13 protein-coding genes and 1 pseudogene are annotated in these 16,443 nt (G+C 39.7%); 10 read left to right on the forward strand and 4 right to left on the reverse strand.

The features are described from left to right. Positions 1-37 precede the first annotated feature (37 nt). The 3 genes and pseudogenes from L0Z67_RS03325 to L0Z67_RS03335 all read left to right on the forward strand — a co-directional run. Positions 38-295 (forward strand): annotated as a pseudogene (locus L0Z67_RS03325) (PhoH family protein); the annotation flags it as partial. A gap of 62 nt (positions 296-357) precedes the next feature. After that, a complete protein-coding gene (locus L0Z67_RS03330; RefSeq protein WP_405128447.1) occupies positions 358-3,810 on the forward strand; it encodes a response regulator in 3,453 nt (1,150 codons plus the stop codon). Next, a complete protein-coding gene (locus L0Z67_RS03335; RefSeq protein ID WP_062570097.1) occupies positions 3,779-4,702 on the forward strand; it encodes a diguanylate cyclase in 924 nt (307 codons plus the stop codon). Before L0Z67_RS03330 ends, L0Z67_RS03335 begins: the two co-directional genes overlap by 32 nt. 28 nt (positions 4,703-4,730) lie before the next feature. On the opposite strand, the gene L0Z67_RS03340 is transcribed toward L0Z67_RS03335, so the two are convergent. Beyond that, positions 4,731-5,114: a DUF3192 domain-containing protein gene (locus tag L0Z67_RS03340; protein ID WP_062570098.1), complete on the reverse strand. Its 384-nt coding sequence runs from the start codon at positions 5,112-5,114 to the stop codon at positions 4,731-4,733. A gap of 157 nt (positions 5,115-5,271) precedes the next feature. Continuing rightward, on the reverse strand, positions 5,272-6,216 hold the full coding sequence (locus L0Z67_RS03345; RefSeq protein ID WP_062570099.1) for a D-2-hydroxyacid dehydrogenase: 945 nt from the start codon (positions 6,214-6,216) through the stop codon (positions 5,272-5,274). Between the two features lie 85 nt (positions 6,217-6,301). Here L0Z67_RS03345 and zntR point away from each other — a divergent pair, with 85 nt between their 5' ends. From zntR to L0Z67_RS03365, 4 genes are all read left to right on the forward strand, one after another. Beyond that, complete coding sequence (gene zntR / locus L0Z67_RS03350; protein WP_083515344.1) at positions 6,302-6,715, forward strand: Zn(2+)-responsive transcriptional regulator; 414 nt, start codon at positions 6,302-6,304, stop codon at positions 6,713-6,715. Continuing rightward, positions 6,699-7,850, forward strand: a complete 1,152-nt coding sequence (locus tag L0Z67_RS03355) for an SO_0444 family Cu/Zn efflux transporter (protein WP_062570100.1) — start codon at positions 6,699-6,701, stop codon at positions 7,848-7,850. The genes zntR and L0Z67_RS03355 overlap by 17 nt, the downstream gene beginning before the upstream one ends. Positions 7,851-8,002: 152 nt before the next feature. After that, a complete protein-coding gene (locus tag L0Z67_RS03360) occupies positions 8,003-9,130 on the forward strand; it encodes a 1-acyl-sn-glycerol-3-phosphate acyltransferase (protein ID WP_062570101.1) in 1,128 nt (375 codons plus the stop codon). A gap of 99 nt (positions 9,131-9,229) precedes the next feature. Next, positions 9,230-9,478, forward strand: a complete 249-nt coding sequence (locus L0Z67_RS03365) for a DUF1289 domain-containing protein (RefSeq protein WP_062570219.1) — start codon at positions 9,230-9,232, stop codon at positions 9,476-9,478. On the opposite strand, the gene L0Z67_RS03370 is transcribed toward L0Z67_RS03365, so the two are convergent. Further along, on the reverse strand, positions 9,475-10,170 hold the full coding sequence (locus L0Z67_RS03370; protein ID WP_083515345.1) for a transporter substrate-binding domain-containing protein: 696 nt from the start codon (positions 10,168-10,170) through the stop codon (positions 9,475-9,477). The genes L0Z67_RS03365 and L0Z67_RS03370 overlap by 4 nt on opposite strands. Positions 10,171-10,310: 140 nt before the next feature. Between L0Z67_RS03370 and L0Z67_RS03375 the strand changes: the two genes are divergently transcribed. The 3 genes from L0Z67_RS03375 to L0Z67_RS03385 are packed head-to-tail and all read left to right on the forward strand — an operon-like array spanning position 10,311 to position 15,460. Next, on the forward strand, positions 10,311-10,511 hold the full coding sequence (locus tag L0Z67_RS03375; protein ID WP_062570102.1) for a DUF3283 family protein: 201 nt from the start codon (positions 10,311-10,313) through the stop codon (positions 10,509-10,511). A gap of 2 nt (positions 10,512-10,513) precedes the next feature. Next, entirely contained in the window at positions 10,514-10,942 is a 429-nt protein-coding gene (locus L0Z67_RS03380; RefSeq protein ID WP_193988344.1) for a GNAT family N-acetyltransferase, read from the forward strand. Between the two features lie 12 nt (positions 10,943-10,954). Continuing rightward, positions 10,955-15,460, forward strand: coding sequence for an EAL domain-containing protein (locus L0Z67_RS03385; RefSeq protein WP_405128448.1), 4,506 nt, complete (start codon positions 10,955-10,957; stop codon positions 15,458-15,460). A gap of 27 nt (positions 15,461-15,487) precedes the next feature. Here the strand turns inward: L0Z67_RS03385 and L0Z67_RS03390 are convergent, their stop codons facing one another. Beyond that, positions 15,488-16,441, reverse strand: a complete 954-nt coding sequence (locus L0Z67_RS03390) for an ion transporter (RefSeq protein ID WP_157066224.1) — start codon at positions 16,439-16,441, stop codon at positions 15,488-15,490. Positions 16,442-16,443: the final 2 nt, after the last annotated feature.

Raw genomic sequence — 16,443 nt, forward strand, 5'->3', positions numbered from 1 at the left:
TTGTTCAAGTTTATTAAGGGTATGATAGTATTATATCAATTCGGGGGTGATTTTAGATGAAAGCCAAAACTTAACAGCTTCACAATTAAAGACCATTATTACGCGTTGCGGTGAAGGGACCAAGCTTATATGTTCAGGTAATTTGGCACAAATTGATAGTAACTACCTGACCCCAGTTACCTCAGGCTTAACTTACATTGTTGAACGCTTTAAAGACTTTGAGGGAAGTGCTACCGTCAACTTAAACGGCGTTGTCCGTAGTCGCTTGGCAAGCTTTGCCGAAGAAAATTTATAACTTGCCAGCAGATCCTTGCCTCGTTAATCTAGAAAGTTCCGAGGCAAGGTACTTTGAAGCTAGTGAACTTTTTACCACTTAAACGTTATTACCGCTCTATCACTGTCGCACTGATTGTGCCATTGTTAGTGGCGTTTTTTTTATGCTTGCATTTGTACGACTTAAAACTTGAGCGTGCAATTGAGAATCGCCACAGCAGCTTTAATAATATTTCAGCTCAACTGAGCCATGCAATGAGCGCCGCCGATGGGCTGATTGATACTATGTTTACATTGTACGAGCAGCCTTTATCATATGATTTTGACCCAAGCTGGACTAAAAATGTCAACCAATTTGAGCATTACTATTATCAGCCAGTTGGTGATGAAATTGGCGAAATAGTTGGACAGGGTAAGTTTGCTTCCACTTCTTATGCACTTGAACAGTGGCGGCAGGTTATTGCATTAGGGCCCTCTTTTAATACCACACTCTCACTTATCCAATCTTTACAAGCGGTTGCTTATGTTAATGAGCAAGGTTTTGCCTACATCAAGCGGCGTTCTACCGCAGACAGCACGTTACTAACGACAATACTCGATAATAAACTCAAACCACAGCAATTAAACGACAACACACTTTCGTCAAGCCAAGTCGTTACTGTGAATAATCATGCTTATTTTGCAATTGGTAAAAAGCGTACAGCCACAAGCCATGACTACATCATTTTAATTTATGATTTAGAAGCCATTTCAAATTGGTTGCAGAAAATAGCGCCCCCGCAGGGGGAGTATATTTTTATAAATCAACATAACCAAGTTATAGCCAGCTCTGACGTGCGCTTAAATAGTGCAGTGGGTGCAGGTGATTACTGGCCTGAGCCAATGATTATTGACATTAAGCGGCCCGCAAAAAAGTCACATAGCTACTTGGTTCAAACCTCAGATAATTTGCCCATTCATACCCAGTTTTATGAATCTAAACAGGCGCTTAGTGAGCCAATTAGTTATGATATTCTTATAGAGTTTATATTTTTGTGCGTCTTTTTAATAATGATGTTCAGTGGGGTATTTTGGTTGAGCCAACGTATATTTGTTAAGCCCATGACACACTTGATCTGCTATTTAGATCAGCATAATGAGAATAGCAGCCCGCTTTTACATTACCGTATACCGACCGATTGGCAACCGTGGTTTAGTAGAGTTAAACAGGTCTTTAAGCGTAATGAAGAGCTAGTTACATCTTTACAAGAAGCCAACAAGGCACTTGATTCACAAGTTCAAGTAAAATCAGAGCAATTACGACGTAGTATTGATGCCAAAGAACGTCATTTAGCCTTGTTAAACACCATGCTTAACAATGTGCCTGATCTCATTTATTTTAAAAATACTTACGGTGTTTTTTTAGGTTGCAATAAAGCTTACGAAAGTTACGTAGGCATGCCACAAGAAGAACTCGTTGGTGAAAAGTTTACTAACACAAATCAAGACAATATTGAGCTGAGTTTATTAGAAGAGAACGTGTTAACTGAGCGTCAAGTCTATCAAAAACGCTTAGTTACAAATAATAAAACATACAACCTCAGTATTGCGCCATTTTATAATGAGCATCAACAACTGTTAGGTACGATGACCATAGGTAGAGATATAACAGAGCAACACGAAGCGCTTAATGCGTTGCAAAGCTCAGAAGCAAAGCTCAAAAGTGCCATGGAGTATGCAGCGAACGGGGTTATTTTATTATCTCTAGATTACCAAGTGTTACAAGCTAACAAAGCTGCCCGCCAGATATTTTCAATGCAAAAAAGCCACAATATACCCAGTCAGTATATGTTGGCTGATTTATTCGTTGCGCAATCACTAGAAAAATTAACGCAAACACTTAAGCAGCTGCATAGTGAGAAGAAAAATGTTTATCACTTTAGCTTACCTCAACAAGAGCAAAAGCGTTGGTTGCAAATAAGTGTCTCCTTGGTATGGGATAACGAACAAACCCCTGATTATTATGTTTTGCACGTGCAAGATGTCACAGATTTAATTCAGGCAAAGAATGATGCGGAGAGAGCGACATTAGCTAAAAGTCGTTTTATTGCGAATTTAAGTCATGAAATACGTACGCCCCTTAATGCAGTGTTAGGTTTAATAGATGTAATCGCTTTACAAGGTTTATCGCCAGAGCAGCGAGGCTACGCATCGCAAGCTAAGTCGGCAGCAAATAGTTTGTTGTCACTACTTAATCGTATGCTTGATTTTGCTCGTGTTGAAAGTGCGCAAGTGCAATTAAACAAGGCACCATTTAGCGTGGCTGACTTAATTGATTACTGTGAAGGGATTGCAACGCCTCTTTGCAGTAAAAAAGGTTTAGAGTTTAGCGTCGAATTTGATGACACCATTAATGCAAATTTATTGGGTGATCAAATTTGTTTACAGCAAGTGCTCGCAAACTTATTAACCAATGCGGCTAAATTTACAGAACATGGCAGTGTAAAACTGAGTCTTACTTTAGTTGAACAGTCCGATGAGCAGCAACTTATTTGCTTTGTAGTTAAGGATACGGGGATTGGTATTAGCGACGCTGATCAAAGTCGATTATTTGATGCTTTTACGCAAGGAGACGAGTCGCTTACTCGTTCTCATCAAGGTGTAGGACTTGGTCTAGCAATTGTTAAATATGAAGTCGCATTGATGGGGGGGGAAGTTAAACTCACAAGTGAAAAGGGGAAAGGCAGTGAATTTAGCTTTTGTTTACAGCTTGATAAAACCACACAGACCGCCAAAAAAAACAGCCCGTTACTCCCATCAAGTACAGATTTATCAGGTCTATTAGTGCTTGCAGTGGATGATAATCCACTTAATTTAAGTATTATTAAAAGTATTCTGAAGCAGGCTAACATTACTGTTATTTGTGCTGATAGTGGTGCAAAAGCAATTGAGTTATCAGCAAGCTTAACCCCAGATCTGATTTTTATGGATATTCAAATGCCAGAGATGGATGGCTGTCAGGCGACACGAATTATTAGGCAATCATTCACAAAAGAGCAGATGCCTATTTATGCTTTAACCGCTCATAGCGAAGCTGCTGATATTGAACAATCTGTCGCTGCAGGTATGAATAAGCATTTAACAAAGCCAATTGTTGCAAATAAGCTCTTTTTAGCAATGAGTGAACTTGATAAACCAATTGAACCATTTTTTGATCATTCTTTTGTTTTAACTCAGTTTGCAAATGATAGTGATTTGGTATTAACTATGTTGTCAAAGTTTGCCACTATGGCCGCACAGCAATTATTAGAAATTTCTACCTTAAGTACTACTGAAGAACTGGTTAGAGTTGTGCATAATGTCAAAGGGTCTGCTGGTAATTTAGGTTTTAAGCGATTGTCAGCATGTGCTAAACAGTGTGAGGCTGAACTTAAAACGCAAGGCAAGCTTCCTGAGCTATTAAACGATGAGCTGCAGCAACACATAAAGCAAGTTATTGCATTTATCATCGAACAAGGATCTACAAATGTTGAAAAAAGCCAAGGTACTGATTGTTGATGACGATCCGTTAAATCGCTTGGTCTTAGAAAAAACATTGCGACAAGATTACGATGTTTTTTGTGTTGAAAGTGGTGAAAAAGCACTTACATTTTTAAAAACACAACCCGTTGATTTATTAATCTTAGATATTGTTATGCCGGGTATCGATGGCTATGAAGTGCTGGCACAAATAAAAGAAAATACAACAACAAATATGTTGCCTGTTATTTTTATATCCGCAAATACCAGCCATGATGATGAGGCCAAGGGCCTTGAATTAGGGGCAATGGATTATATAACTAAGCCCTTTAGCGCTGCGATTGTTCGTGCCCGTGTTCGCAATCAGTTAATGATCAAACAAAAAAATGATCTACTCGAAATGTTGGCATCGATTGATGGCTTAACTGAAATTCCTAATAGACGTTATCTTGATGAAAACTTATCTAGGGAATGGCGGCGCTCAAGACGAGATCATACCCCTTTGTCGGTTTTATTGATGGATGTTGATCATTTCAAGCGTTACAACGACTGTTACGGTCATCGTGCGGGTGATGATTGCCTTAAAAAAATAGCACATGCACTTGTTGGCTCATGCGAGCGAGGGAGTGATTTTGTTGCCCGTTACGGCGGGGAAGAATTCGCAGCTGTGTTGCCCAGCACTCCTGCTAAAGAGGCGGTTGCTTTCGCTAATAAGTTACGCAATGCAGTTAATAAGTTAAATATTCCGCATAAGGCCTCTTTAAATTCAGAGTATGTAACAATTAGTATTGGTATTGCCACCACAGAGTCAGGGCAAGTTTATGCTGAGCAAACATTACTGGAAGAAGCCGATTTAGGATTATACCAAGCTAAAGAGGCAGGGCGCGACCAAGTGGTATCGCGATTAGTATCTGCGACATTGCAGGAGTAGGTTATTTGTCTACCCCTGCATAAAGTAATTAGCCATTACTGAGTGATTTATAAATAGTGTCGCCCACACCAATTAATTTATCGTTTTTAAAGACCAAAGGGGTGCACTCATCTTTGGTCGTTTTGCTGTCTGAGTGGATGCTATGAGTGGCATAAAAGAGTACTTGGTATACGCCGTCATCCTGTTTTAGTAACTCTGTAAAGTTAGGAGTGCTTAGTTTATTGAGCACCGTTTGGTAAGGCGTATCAAGTGCTAAGTTTGCAATGACTTCACGATTATTTTTGTGGTGTTTTTGCCAGCTTGTTGACGAGTCGCCTGCCCAGTGAGTTTCGGCTTCACCGTCTGATACGGCAATGACACAACCGGTTAAAAAAGGTGCAGTTAGCGCGGCAATAAGAAGTGCTTTTTTCATTGTTATATCCCTTGTTTTATCGTTTCGTTTTTTCATATATAGCAATCCATTTGCCAACATTTTATTTCTTTTATAATCAAAGTATTAGCTTGTTGTTGCGAGCTAGCTAAGTAATGTGGAACTCATTACTTAGCTTATTTGGCTAAAAAATTGTTTTTTAGACCAGTCTATTTCGTGCCTCACCTTGGCTGAAGGCGTTGATGTTAAGTGCTATTTCAGCCACAAGTCGAGCAATTGATTCTTGACTCGCCCAAGCGATATGAGGTGTTAGTAATAAGTTATCACCTTGATATATGGCAAGTGGGTTATTTTCTTCTGCTGGCTCTTTGCTCAACACATCCACACCGGCACCCGCAATCACATTATTAGCAAGGGCGTGGGCTAAGTCAGCTTCATTGATAATTCCCCCTCGTGCTGTATTTATTAGGATTGTTGTTGATTTCATCATATTAAGCTCTTTAGCCGCTATTTGGTTGCGAGTTTCATCAGTCAGTGGGCAATGAACACTGATAATATCCGCTGTTTTAATCGCCTCTTCAAAGCTAACACGTCCTTCGCGAGGAGCATGCCCTTTACGTTCACTTATTATTACATTAACACCAAAAGCACGGCCTACATCAGCAACCGCTTTACCAAGTGAACCATAACCAATAATCGCAAGTGTTTTGCCTGACATATCATTAAAACGGTAATCTAAACGACAGAACATCGGGCTTTGCTGCCATTTTGCAGATTGGCAATCTTGAATATAACGGTGGGTATTACCCAGTAAGTTAGTGATGAGTGCGAATGTATGCTGTACCACAGAAGGGGTGGAGTAGCCTGCCACATTGGTGACGGCAATATTGTGCGTTTTGGCTGCATCTAAATCAATGTTGTTGGTGCCTGTTGCTGCAACACAAATTAGTTTTAGGTTGCTAAGCTGCAACATCGCTTTTTGATCAATAACGACTTTATTAGTAATGATAATATCGGCATCCTGACAACGAGAAACAACATCTTGTGGGTCTGTTAAATCATAGCAAGAGAGTGTTCCCAAGTTTGCTAATGAATCTAATGAGGTATCTGCTAATGTGGCGGTATCAAGGATGGTAATATTCATGTGCTTTCCTTTTTTAATTTAATGCTTGACCTTAGGGTGTACTCCAAGGTTTATAGTACTTATAAGCTTTTAAATGGAGACGGTGATGAAAATTGGTGAATTTGCCCGCAAGTTGGGAGTTTCAACAGATACATTAAGGTACTACGAAAAACATGGTTTGTTAACGCCTAGTTCGCGCTCACAGTCAGGGTACCGTATTTATACCGATACAGACATTAAACAGATGTCGTTTATCTTACGCGCTAAAAACGTGGGGTTTAGCTTGTCTGAAATTAAAGAGTTGCTGCAAATAAAAATTCATAAAGATCAGCATTCGTGCCATGAAGTTAAAGAAATGACTCTACAAAAACGTGATTTAGTCGCTCAACGTATTGAGGAATTAACACGGTTTTATGATTCATTATCGCTATTAGCAAAGAAGTGTTGCGGCGGCGAAGAGCCTGCTGAAAATTGCTCTATATTAACGACATTGGAGGATATAGATGGACTTACTCACTAATTTTTGGCAGTTATTTTTACTGTCTGCCCCTTGGTTGATGTTGGGGTTATTAATAGCAGGACTATTAAATGTTTACTTGCCTACGGACTTTTTGCATCGCCATCTTGGTAAAGAGGGACTTTGGACCACAATTAAAGCTGCTCTTATTGGTGCCCCAATGCCATTGTGCTCATGTGGTGTGATCCCTGCCGCTATAGGACTTAGGCGAGCTGGCGCTTCAAAAAGTGCGACGACGGCTTTTTTAGTATCGACCCCTGAAACGGGCGTTGACTCTGTTTCTGTTTCTTATGTTTTATTAGGCCCTTTTATGGCTGTGATCAGGCCGATTGCAGCCGTATGTAGTGCGATTGCTGCTGGTGTGTTAGTTGGTAAAGAGAGTGAGTTTAATAATGAGCGTACTAAAACCTCGCATAACCTTGAAACAGTAACAAGTAGTTGTTGTAGCACTAAGCAAGCAACCGCTAAAGAGCCTACATCAAGTTGTTGTAGTACAAAGCAAGCTCCCACTGTTGAGAAAACAAGCTGCTGCGCAAGTAAAAAGGAAGTCGTTAAAATTGAAGGAGGGGTTGCAAAGCTTAAACGCGCAATAAGTTTTAGCTGTAATAAGTTGCTTGAAGATACCATGGTATGGTTGGTTATCGGTCTATTTTTTGCCGCACTGGTCCAAACCTATGTGCCTGAGTCGTACTTGAGTCAGTGGGGAAGTGGTATTTTTGCAATGCTGGTGGTGATCTTAATTAGCATTCCTATGTATATTTGTGCGACGGCATCAACCCCGATTGCAGCCGGTTTATTGCTCAGTGGTGTATCACCAGGCGCCGTGTTGGTATTTATGTTGGCAGGCCCTGCCACAAATGTTGCAACATTGGGTGTGGTGGGTAAAGAGTTGGGTAAACGCGCTGTAGTTGCTTATTTAATCGGTGTCATAGGCGTTGCATTACTATTCGGTTTTTTAACGGATTACCTAGTTTCTGAGTTTGGTTTTGTGGTGGCACCCATGATGGGGGAAGAACATCAAGTATTACCGCACTGGTTGAGCTTAGTGTGTGGCGTATTATTGGTCGCTTTAATGTTGAGGTTAGCGTTAAAAATACTCTTAAAGAAGTCAACACAGACTGGTAAGAGCATTAGCTAATTGATTGTTATAAAATATATTTTTATAACTATTAAGAGAAGATATAGGTTAACTATCGCGTCTCGGTTCGCATTTAAAATTGCCTGAGTTATAATCCGCCAATTCTTTAAACGGTACGCTAAGCGTGCCGTTTTTTAACTTAAGTAGTTTTTATGAGTGAATGTGTGGATAAATACGCAGATATAAGACCTTACAATGATGATGAAGTTGCAGACTCAGTGGCGCGTTTAATTGCTGATAATGCCTTTGTGGATGTTATCGCTAAGTATAATCTACCACGCTTTTTATCTTATTTTCCGTTTATAACACGCCCATTAGTACGTCAGCAGTTAAGAAAAAAGTGGGGTAAAACCAACTCAGTTGAACAAGTTCAGCATGAAGTTGCTGATTATCTGAATAAGCTAATTACTCGTACTACGTCGGAAGTCACGTTTTCAGGTATCGATAAACTTGATCCGAAGCAAGCTTATTTATTTATCTCTAATCACCGTGACATTGTTCTTGACCCTGCTCTGGTTAACTGGGGCTTGTTTAAACACAATATGCCGACTGTTCGCATCGCAATTGGTGATAACCTGCTGCAAATTCCATATATTACTGAGTTAATGCGCTTGAATAAGAGTTTTATTGTTAAGCGCTCCGCGAAAGCACCAAAAGAGATGTTAAAAGCGCTCTCGCAACTTTCTGCTTATATTTATGATTCACTGGCTGAAGGCCACTCTATTTGGATAGCGCAAAAAGAAGGTCGTGCGAAGGATGGTTTTGACCAAACTGATCCTGCACTACTTAAAATGTTGCAATTACAAGGTCGTAAACAGAAAAAAGAATTTGCAGATTATGTGCGTGAGCTAAAAATAGTACCTGTTTCTATTTCCTATCAGTATGAACCATGTGCAATTGCAAAAGCAAAAGAGTTGTATCATAAGCAACAACATGGCCAGTATGTGAAGCAGCAAGGTGAAGATATAGCCAGCATTGTTGAAGGTTTCAGTACAGCCAAAGGGCATGTTCACTTAGCGTTTGGTCAGCCAATCGAGTCAGGTTGTGAATCACCAGAGGAGTTGGCAAAAACGATTGATCAGCAAATTGTTGATTCGTTTTTCTTACATCCTGGTAATTATATTGCTGGTGGCTGTAAACAAGCAGTAATAGATAAAAAAGACGCTGAAGCATTTGATGCGCGTTTAAGCCAAGTTCCTGAAGAATTAAAGCCTTTGGTCTTAGCTATGTATGCAAAACCATTTCATCGCAAGGCAGAGCTTGCAACGAGCGAATCTTAATCAGAGTAACGCATTTTAAAAGCTACTTTTTAAGTGGCTTTTTTTATGACTAAATTTCAGGCTATACTTTCAGTACCTTTAATTTACTGGCAAATTGTGATGCAACAAATTGAAATATTTGAAATCCCAAGCCCTTGCAAAGGAATTTGTCAGGTTAATAACCGTGGTTACTGTAAAGGGTGTTATCGCAGCCGTGATGAGCGCTTTCATTGGAATAAATTCAGTAATGCGGAAAAAAGAAAAGTGATTATTTTATGTCAGCAGCGTTATAAACGCTTCCTTCAGAAAAAGCTCAATGCGGCTGCACACATACAATCTAGCCCTGAGCAAGGTGGTTTCGATTTTTAGAAGTCGGTAAGGTTATATTTATTTTTTAAAAATCGCACTGTTCCTTGTTCATCTAACTTTTTTAATGCAGCTGTCAGCTTAGGGATTAATGTCGCGTGACGCTTATGCACAAAGTGAAAGCTCTGCATAGACATTAGTACTTCTTTGTGAAATTGGCTCTGATCAAAGTTAGGGTGTTTTGTTGATAGTAAAAAGTCGAGTAAGAGGGCCCCTTCAACACGTTTTTGTGTCAGTAAATTTAGCTGAGCAGTGATATTTCTAACAGTGATAACATCGCCATGAAATGGCTGTTTATCTAAAAAACTTTGTGCTGCAGGGTAGCTAGACTGGATTGCTAATGATTTTAAGTCGCTATAAAGACACGTCTGACAGTTTTTTAGTAATAGCAAATTAAAATTAAATAGCGGGAAATCAACCTTTAATAGGTTAGGGTAATCTTGTGTTACGTCAGCGATGCGGCCTAATTGCCCATCAAGAACCCCTTCGTTTGCAGCAGCTAAAGAACTTTGATGATTAAAATCAATGATATGTAATTCGTAACCAATCTCTTTATAAGCCATACGAAGTAAATCTATGACATAACGTGCTTGCGGTGTATCAGCAGGGCGGTTGAATATTAATAAACTAGCGTGAGTCGAAAAAGCAAAGCAAAGCAAAACAAATGCGAAAAAATAAATGATAAACTTTGGCATTGTGCTTTCCTAGCGGGCGTAAATTCGTCGTTAATTTACTTTCATGTGTGGCTAAAATCAAGGTTGGCAGGTCGTTAATATGCTAATTTTTTCTTTACTTTGTTATACTGGAAAAATAGTCACTTTATTCCTGAGATAGTATGAGTTTTAATTTATGTAAGTTGCCGAGAGAGCAAAAGTACCAAATTCAACTAGATTATGAAGCGTCTTTTTGGGCCTACCAGATTAAGCGTGGTAAAAACACACGAGAAGGCGTGTACACAAGCATAAATAGCAGACCCATGTCTGAGCAAGCATTTTTAAAGCAGCAATTTGAGCATTACCTGTCGTTAATGAGCTAGTAATGCCCAAGCTAAAATTTTGCTTGCTTGATCCTATAAAAACACCGCTAGTTAATAAGTTTTATAATAAACACAGTGCGCGTGGAAGAGCGACGAAAGCTGATCAAGTGTGGGTTGCTTACCATGAGATAGATATTGTTGGTGCCTGTCGTGTACAAAATCAACATGGCTATTTATTTTTATCAACTTTATATGTTGATGCCCAGTGGCGTGGTAAAAAAATAGCCTCTCAGTTACTTGAAACTTTACTCGCAGAGCAAAAAAGCAGCGTTTTTACTTTCGCTTATCAAAATCTAATTGATTTCTATCTACAAAATGGGTTTAACTATACATTAACATTACCCTGTTCTTTGCAATCGTTGTTTGAGGTGTATGCACATCGAGATATTGTCCCAATGCACTTTACATGTGACGCCGTGCCAAGTATGTAATTTGGAACGTTAATGACTAAGTTTTCAACCAGAATTATCTTCTGTGCTATTCTAATAACCTGCTTTTCTAGTCAAATCAGCTTTGCACAGGTCAAACGCTTATCAACAAGTGAAGGCTTATCGCAAAGTTATGTCAACACCATGCTCATCGATAACAGCGGTTACTTATGGCTTTCAACGGAAGGTGGACTTAATCGTTATGATGGTTATGAAGTTGTTAATATTAAAGGTCCCAATGGTGAGCTTGAAGACGCAATTATCGATCGTATTTATCAAGACCCACAAGGGTATATCTGGATAGCCTCAATACAAGCAGGGTTATTTCGTTATGACCCTAGCGAAGATTCGTATGAACAATTTATCCCCAAACCGACTACCGAAGAGCAAATATTCATTGAATCGGTATTCAGCATGGTTGCGGTAGATGATAAAACGCTTTGGCTAGGGCGTGGTCAAGATTTTGCTAAGCTTGATTTAGAAACCAAGCAAGTAACCTCATTATTTAAAATTCCAGAGCGAATAAAAAGCAGTGTCATTCGCGAGCTATACCCTTATAAAGGCTATATTTTCATGGGCACAAGTAACGGAGCATATGTGTACCAAATCGCTTCGGGAAAAGTGAGAAAACTTGAGCATTTGCAAGATAAGCCAGCTCATATATATCAAAACTATGTAAAGTCTTTCGCTGTCGTCAATGACCAAACCTTATTAGTGGGTGCTGTGAAAGGCTTGTATAAGGTCGATATCAGCCAGCTTGATAAGATGTTTACCACACCAGAAATTGCCTTTAGTAATGAAGAGTTAGTGCGTGATTTAAATATCTGGAAGATTATTAAACAAGCATCAAAGGTAACTTTAGGAACAGATAAGGGGTTATTTGATTATACCCTAGCAACGAGAGAGCTGATAAAAAATACCCGCTTGAAAGAGAGCGGCTATACACTTGCAGATACTAGTATTATTGATGTCGTTAAAGACAGATCTGGCGGTATGTGGCTGGCGACTAAAAATGATGGCGCATTTTACTTATCCTACGATAACTATAACTTCATTAATGTTGTTGCCAGCTCAATTAAAGGCGATGGATTGTCACACCACTCTATTTGGGGGCTGACTGAGTATCAAGGTCGTCTTTGGCTTGCCACTCATAATGGCTTAACTGCTGTCGATTTAGATACCTATGAAAGTGAAGTATTTCTAAAAAACTATCAAGTTGATCTGATCACAACAGAGTTTAGTGTTTATCAAATTATGCCTTATAAAGGCAAACTGTGGTTGCATACTAATCGTGGTATTTTTAGTTTTGACCCGACAACAGGGCAGGCTAGTCCAGTTAAAACAGCTGATCCTGAACAGCAAGTTTTAATTAACGATTGGGTGCATGGTGTGTTACTGATGCCAACGGGTAATTTACTCTATGTACACCCGGATTATGGCATGTTCGCCTATAATATCGATAGCCAAAAAGTGACCCGTTTAGGCGGCAAGTTTGATGAGTTTGAACCTTTTTTAGCTTATGGTTTTTTGCCTGCTTTATCGAGTAAACCGGACGCCCCCCTTTTTTATAATGCGGGAATTTTGTATCAAGTTGACCCACAGACCTATGATTTAAAAACTATTTATACTGTTCCTGAACAACATGAAAACGTCGCTGTTAATGTTATGTCCTACATTATTGATAATAACAATGTACTGTGGTTATCTTTATCTAATTTCGGCTTAATAGGTCTTGATGCAACGACCTATGAACATATATACACTATTGATTTAGAAAAGAATAAGCTCGGCACCTTGCTTTATGACATGGTGCTAGATGAAGCCGGTATGATTTGGATGAGTTCCCACAAGGGGTTGTGGCGTTTGAACCCCGAAAACTTACATTTCCAGCAATTTACAGGGTCTGAAGGGCTACTTTCAACAGAGTTTAACAGTGGTGCATTCACACAACTAGCATCAGGACAAATAGTCTATGGTACGCTTAAAGGGTTTACTTATTTTTACCCTATGGATAATCACTATCAACAACCTTTAATCGACCATGTCAATATTACGAACCTTGATTTAATGTCACGTGATTTACCGGCAGAGCTCAAACAGCCCATTGATAGCGTTGTTCTTGAACACGACGATATCGGTCTTGAAGTGGCCTTTTCGGCTATGGCATTTAACTATCAAGAGCGAATTCTTTACGAGTATCAATTAGGTGATGGTCAAAAAACTTATACTCGAAACAATAATCGTGTTCTTTTTCCTAAATTAAGTGCTGGTAAATATCATTTAAAAGTTTGGGCAAGAGACCCTTTAACAGGTGAGCTGACGCCGCCTGCGATTTTGAATATTGAAGTTAAATACCCCCTTTGGCGAGCTCCTCATTTTATTTTCTTATATATATTGCTGATTGCACTATTGGCCGCAACGTGGGTTTACAGACGCAATCGTACGCAACAAATACTCCTTGCTGCTCACAAAGAAAGTAAAGAAAGTGAAGCCCGTCTTAAGCTTGCATTAGAAGGAAGCCACTCAGGGATGTGGGATTGGTCATCAAAAAGCCTCATTATTTATCAACCAAGGCTAAAGAATGAGCTCGGCTATGACGTTGATGGTGTTAACTTGGATGATTACTTAGCAAAGATACACCCTCACGATAAACAAACATTCCGCCTTGAATGGTTAGAGTTTTTATCAACTGAAAAAGGTTACTTTAATTGTACTTATCGACTTCGTCATGCGGATGGTCAATGGCGTTGGTATAAAGATTTCGGTAAGGTCGTTGAATGGCATGGGAATGTTCCTGAGAAAGTAGCAGGGACTTATACGAATATGACCCGTGAGCTGGTATTTGAGGAAAACGCGCGCTTGTTTGGTGCTGCCTTTGAACAAACGCGCGATTGGGTTTTTATTTTAGATAAAAATTTACGTATTCGAGCGACTAATAAATCATTTCAAGATGCCTTTGCTTTCCCCGCGGATCCCCGTTCAAGCCGCTCTTTAACATTAGGCTTATCTATACCTGCTCGTATTCATTACTTACGAATTATGCAAAAACTGCAATCAGGTGAACATTTCTCTGCAGAGGATGTTGTTGAGGTTGCCAGTGGTGAAAAGCGTCAAGTGCTGATTAAGATAAGTGCAGTCGCGGGTAGTAATCGTCAATTAGATTGCTATGTGATTATTGTTACCGATATTAGCGCACAAAAGTTGGCTGAGAATGAACTTCATCTGCTGGCTAATTATGACACTTTAACTGGCTTGCCTAACAAAACCTTATTTAGTGATCGTGTTAATCACGCCATTGAGCAAGCAGATTATCATCATACAAAAGTGGCTTTATTGAATGTAGATATAAAGCGTTTTAAAAATTTTAATGATTCGTTAGGGCATGAAGAATCTGACGAGCTTATAAAGCGGGTTGCGAGACGTTTAAAGCAGGTACTACGTCCACAAGATAGTCTTGCTCGGTTTGACGGCAATGAGTTTATGATTCTTGCAGAGGACTTTAAGCGTATAGATGAGTTACTCGCATTGTGCGCAAGTGTGATGGAGAGTGTTGAAAGCCACATTGAGCTTAGCTTGCAAGCAGTTAAAGTTAATTTAAGTGTTGGCGTTGCAATTTACCCTGATGATGCCAACAACACCAAAGCATTGCTCAAAGCTGCAAATGTAGCGCTTTACCATGCCAAAGGGCATGTTGAAGGAGGCTATCAGTTTTATAAGCAGGAGATGAACTTGCAAGTTCAACGTACTTTGCATTTAGAATCTCAATTAAGCAAAGCATATCAAGAACATGAGTTTTGTAATTATTATCAGCCAATTATTAGTGCAGAAACGAAGCAAGTTGCAGGTCTTGAAGTATTACTACGTTGGCCAAGTAATGATAATTACCAACCAGAAGATTTCGCAAACGCCGCTGAAAGCTCGGGCTTAATCACAAAAATTATGCTGCAGACTTTATCTCGAGCACTGATTGAGCTTCGTCAGTGGCGTATAACACACCCTGAGTTATATGTTTCAATTAACCTATCGGCGCTTGATTTTGAAAGTGCTCATCTTGTTGAGAATATTCATCAGGCACTGGATGTATCAGAAGTTCCGCCAAGCGCTGTGGTTTTTGAGATCACAGAGTCCGTGATGATGCATGATTCAAATAAAGCACAGCAGAGTATGGAAGAACTCAAAGCGTTAGGTTGTCGAATTTATATCGATGATTTTGGAACTGGCTACGCGTCACTAACCTATTTAAAACGCTTTCCTGTCGATGTGTTGAAAATAGATAAGAGCTTTGTACATGATATTGGCATTGATAAAGATGATGAAGCGATTATTAATTCGACACTGACCCTTGCTCGCAGCTTAGGGAAGGAATGTGTCGCCGAGGGCGTCGAAAATAAAACACAACTTCGCTTTTTACGCCAATTAGGGTGCGAATATTTTCAAGGCTATTTATTTAGTAAGCCAGTACCTGGCGACTCGGTTAGCCCGTTATTAAACGCCCATTGGCAAGATGAGTTTAACGAATAAAAACCCTAATGCGCGATACTTAAATTGCTAGTCTTGGCGTTTGCCACAGTGGCGGCAATAAAGGCTACGGTTACGGTTTTTTAATTCATTATGGATCGCTTTATTCGCTTCTTGCTGGCTTAGCCCAAGTTTATAGCGCAAGTTCTCTAAGTGCTCTTGCTCAACGGGGGTTAGGTGACCGTCCTCAATCGCTTCGTGGACTGCATCAGTAAATAGTTGCCTACGTTTACGTAATTGCTCAGAGAAGCTTGACGCCAGTAAACCTGTCGGAATTGCGACCATGCCCATACTCACTAAGGTGATTGCACCACCAAAGAGCCGCCCGAGTGGAGTTATTGGCACAACGTCGCCATAACCAACCGTTGTCAGTGTAACCATTGCCCACCACATTGCTGCAGGTATGGAGCCAAATTTATCCGGTTGTACATCATGCTCTATTAAGTAAATACCGCATGAGGCAATGATTAATACCACTGCCATGATAAAGAATGCTGCGAGTAAGGAGCTGCTTTCTTCACGAAATGAATTAAGAAGCAGCTGCATGGCACGTGAGTAACGGGTGAGTTTAAAAATACGCATCAACCTCAGAACACGTAAGAAGCGTAAATCAACACTCACAAATACCATTAACAGAGTGGGCAAAATAGCAATCAGATCAATTAAGGCTAATGGGGTAAAGAAGTACTTTATGCGAATTTTAGAGTTCGTTAAGGGGCTTTCTTTATGCACGCTTTTATCCACGCAAGACCAAAGCCTTAATATGTATTCTAAGGTGAAAATGGCGACCGATACCAACTCTAACGTTAAAAACTCCTGATGATATTGCTTTGCCAAAGGGCCAACCGACTCTAATACAATAGCAACAACATTGATCATGATAAGTGACATCAAGAATACATCGAGTGCTCGACCTACTCTGCGATATTTACCATTCCCTTCAAAAACACGGGCAGTATAATTTCTTAAACGATGCAAAATAATGA

Origin of the sequence: Pseudoalteromonas sp. PB2-1 (assembly GCF_045040605.1) — a bacterium.
In the GTDB taxonomy this organism is placed as follows: domain Bacteria; phylum Pseudomonadota; class Gammaproteobacteria; order Enterobacterales; family Alteromonadaceae; genus Pseudoalteromonas; species Pseudoalteromonas arabiensis.

Bases quoted from the DNA above. Each gene is read 5' to 3' on its own strand.
- L0Z67_RS03380 (WP_193988344.1), top strand. From the start codon at position 10,514: ATGCCCAAGCTAAAATTTTGCTTGCTTGATCCTATAAAAACACCGCTA.
- L0Z67_RS03365 (WP_062570219.1), top strand. From the start codon at position 9,230: ATGCAACAAATTGAAATATTTGAAATCCCAAGCCCTTGCAAAGGAATT.
- L0Z67_RS03340 (WP_062570098.1), bottom strand. From the start codon at position 5,114: ATGAAAAAAGCACTTCTTATTGCCGCGCTAACTGCACCTTTTTTAACC.
- L0Z67_RS03360 (WP_062570101.1), top strand. From the start codon at position 8,003: ATGAGTGAATGTGTGGATAAATACGCAGATATAAGACCTTACAATGAT.
- zntR (WP_083515344.1), top strand. From the start codon at position 6,302: ATGAAAATTGGTGAATTTGCCCGCAAGTTGGGAGTTTCAACAGATACA.
- L0Z67_RS03385 (WP_405128448.1), top strand. From the start codon at position 10,955: ATGACTAAGTTTTCAACCAGAATTATCTTCTGTGCTATTCTAATAACC.
- L0Z67_RS03355 (WP_062570100.1), top strand. From the start codon at position 6,699: ATGGACTTACTCACTAATTTTTGGCAGTTATTTTTACTGTCTGCCCCT.
- L0Z67_RS03345 (WP_062570099.1), bottom strand. From the start codon at position 6,216: ATGAATATTACCATCCTTGATACCGCCACATTAGCAGATACCTCATTA.
- L0Z67_RS03375 (WP_062570102.1), top strand. From the start codon at position 10,311: ATGAGTTTTAATTTATGTAAGTTGCCGAGAGAGCAAAAGTACCAAATT.
- L0Z67_RS03335 (WP_062570097.1), top strand. From the start codon at position 3,779: ATGTTGAAAAAAGCCAAGGTACTGATTGTTGATGACGATCCGTTAAAT.
- L0Z67_RS03370 (WP_083515345.1), bottom strand. From the start codon at position 10,170: ATGCCAAAGTTTATCATTTATTTTTTCGCATTTGTTTTGCTTTGCTTT.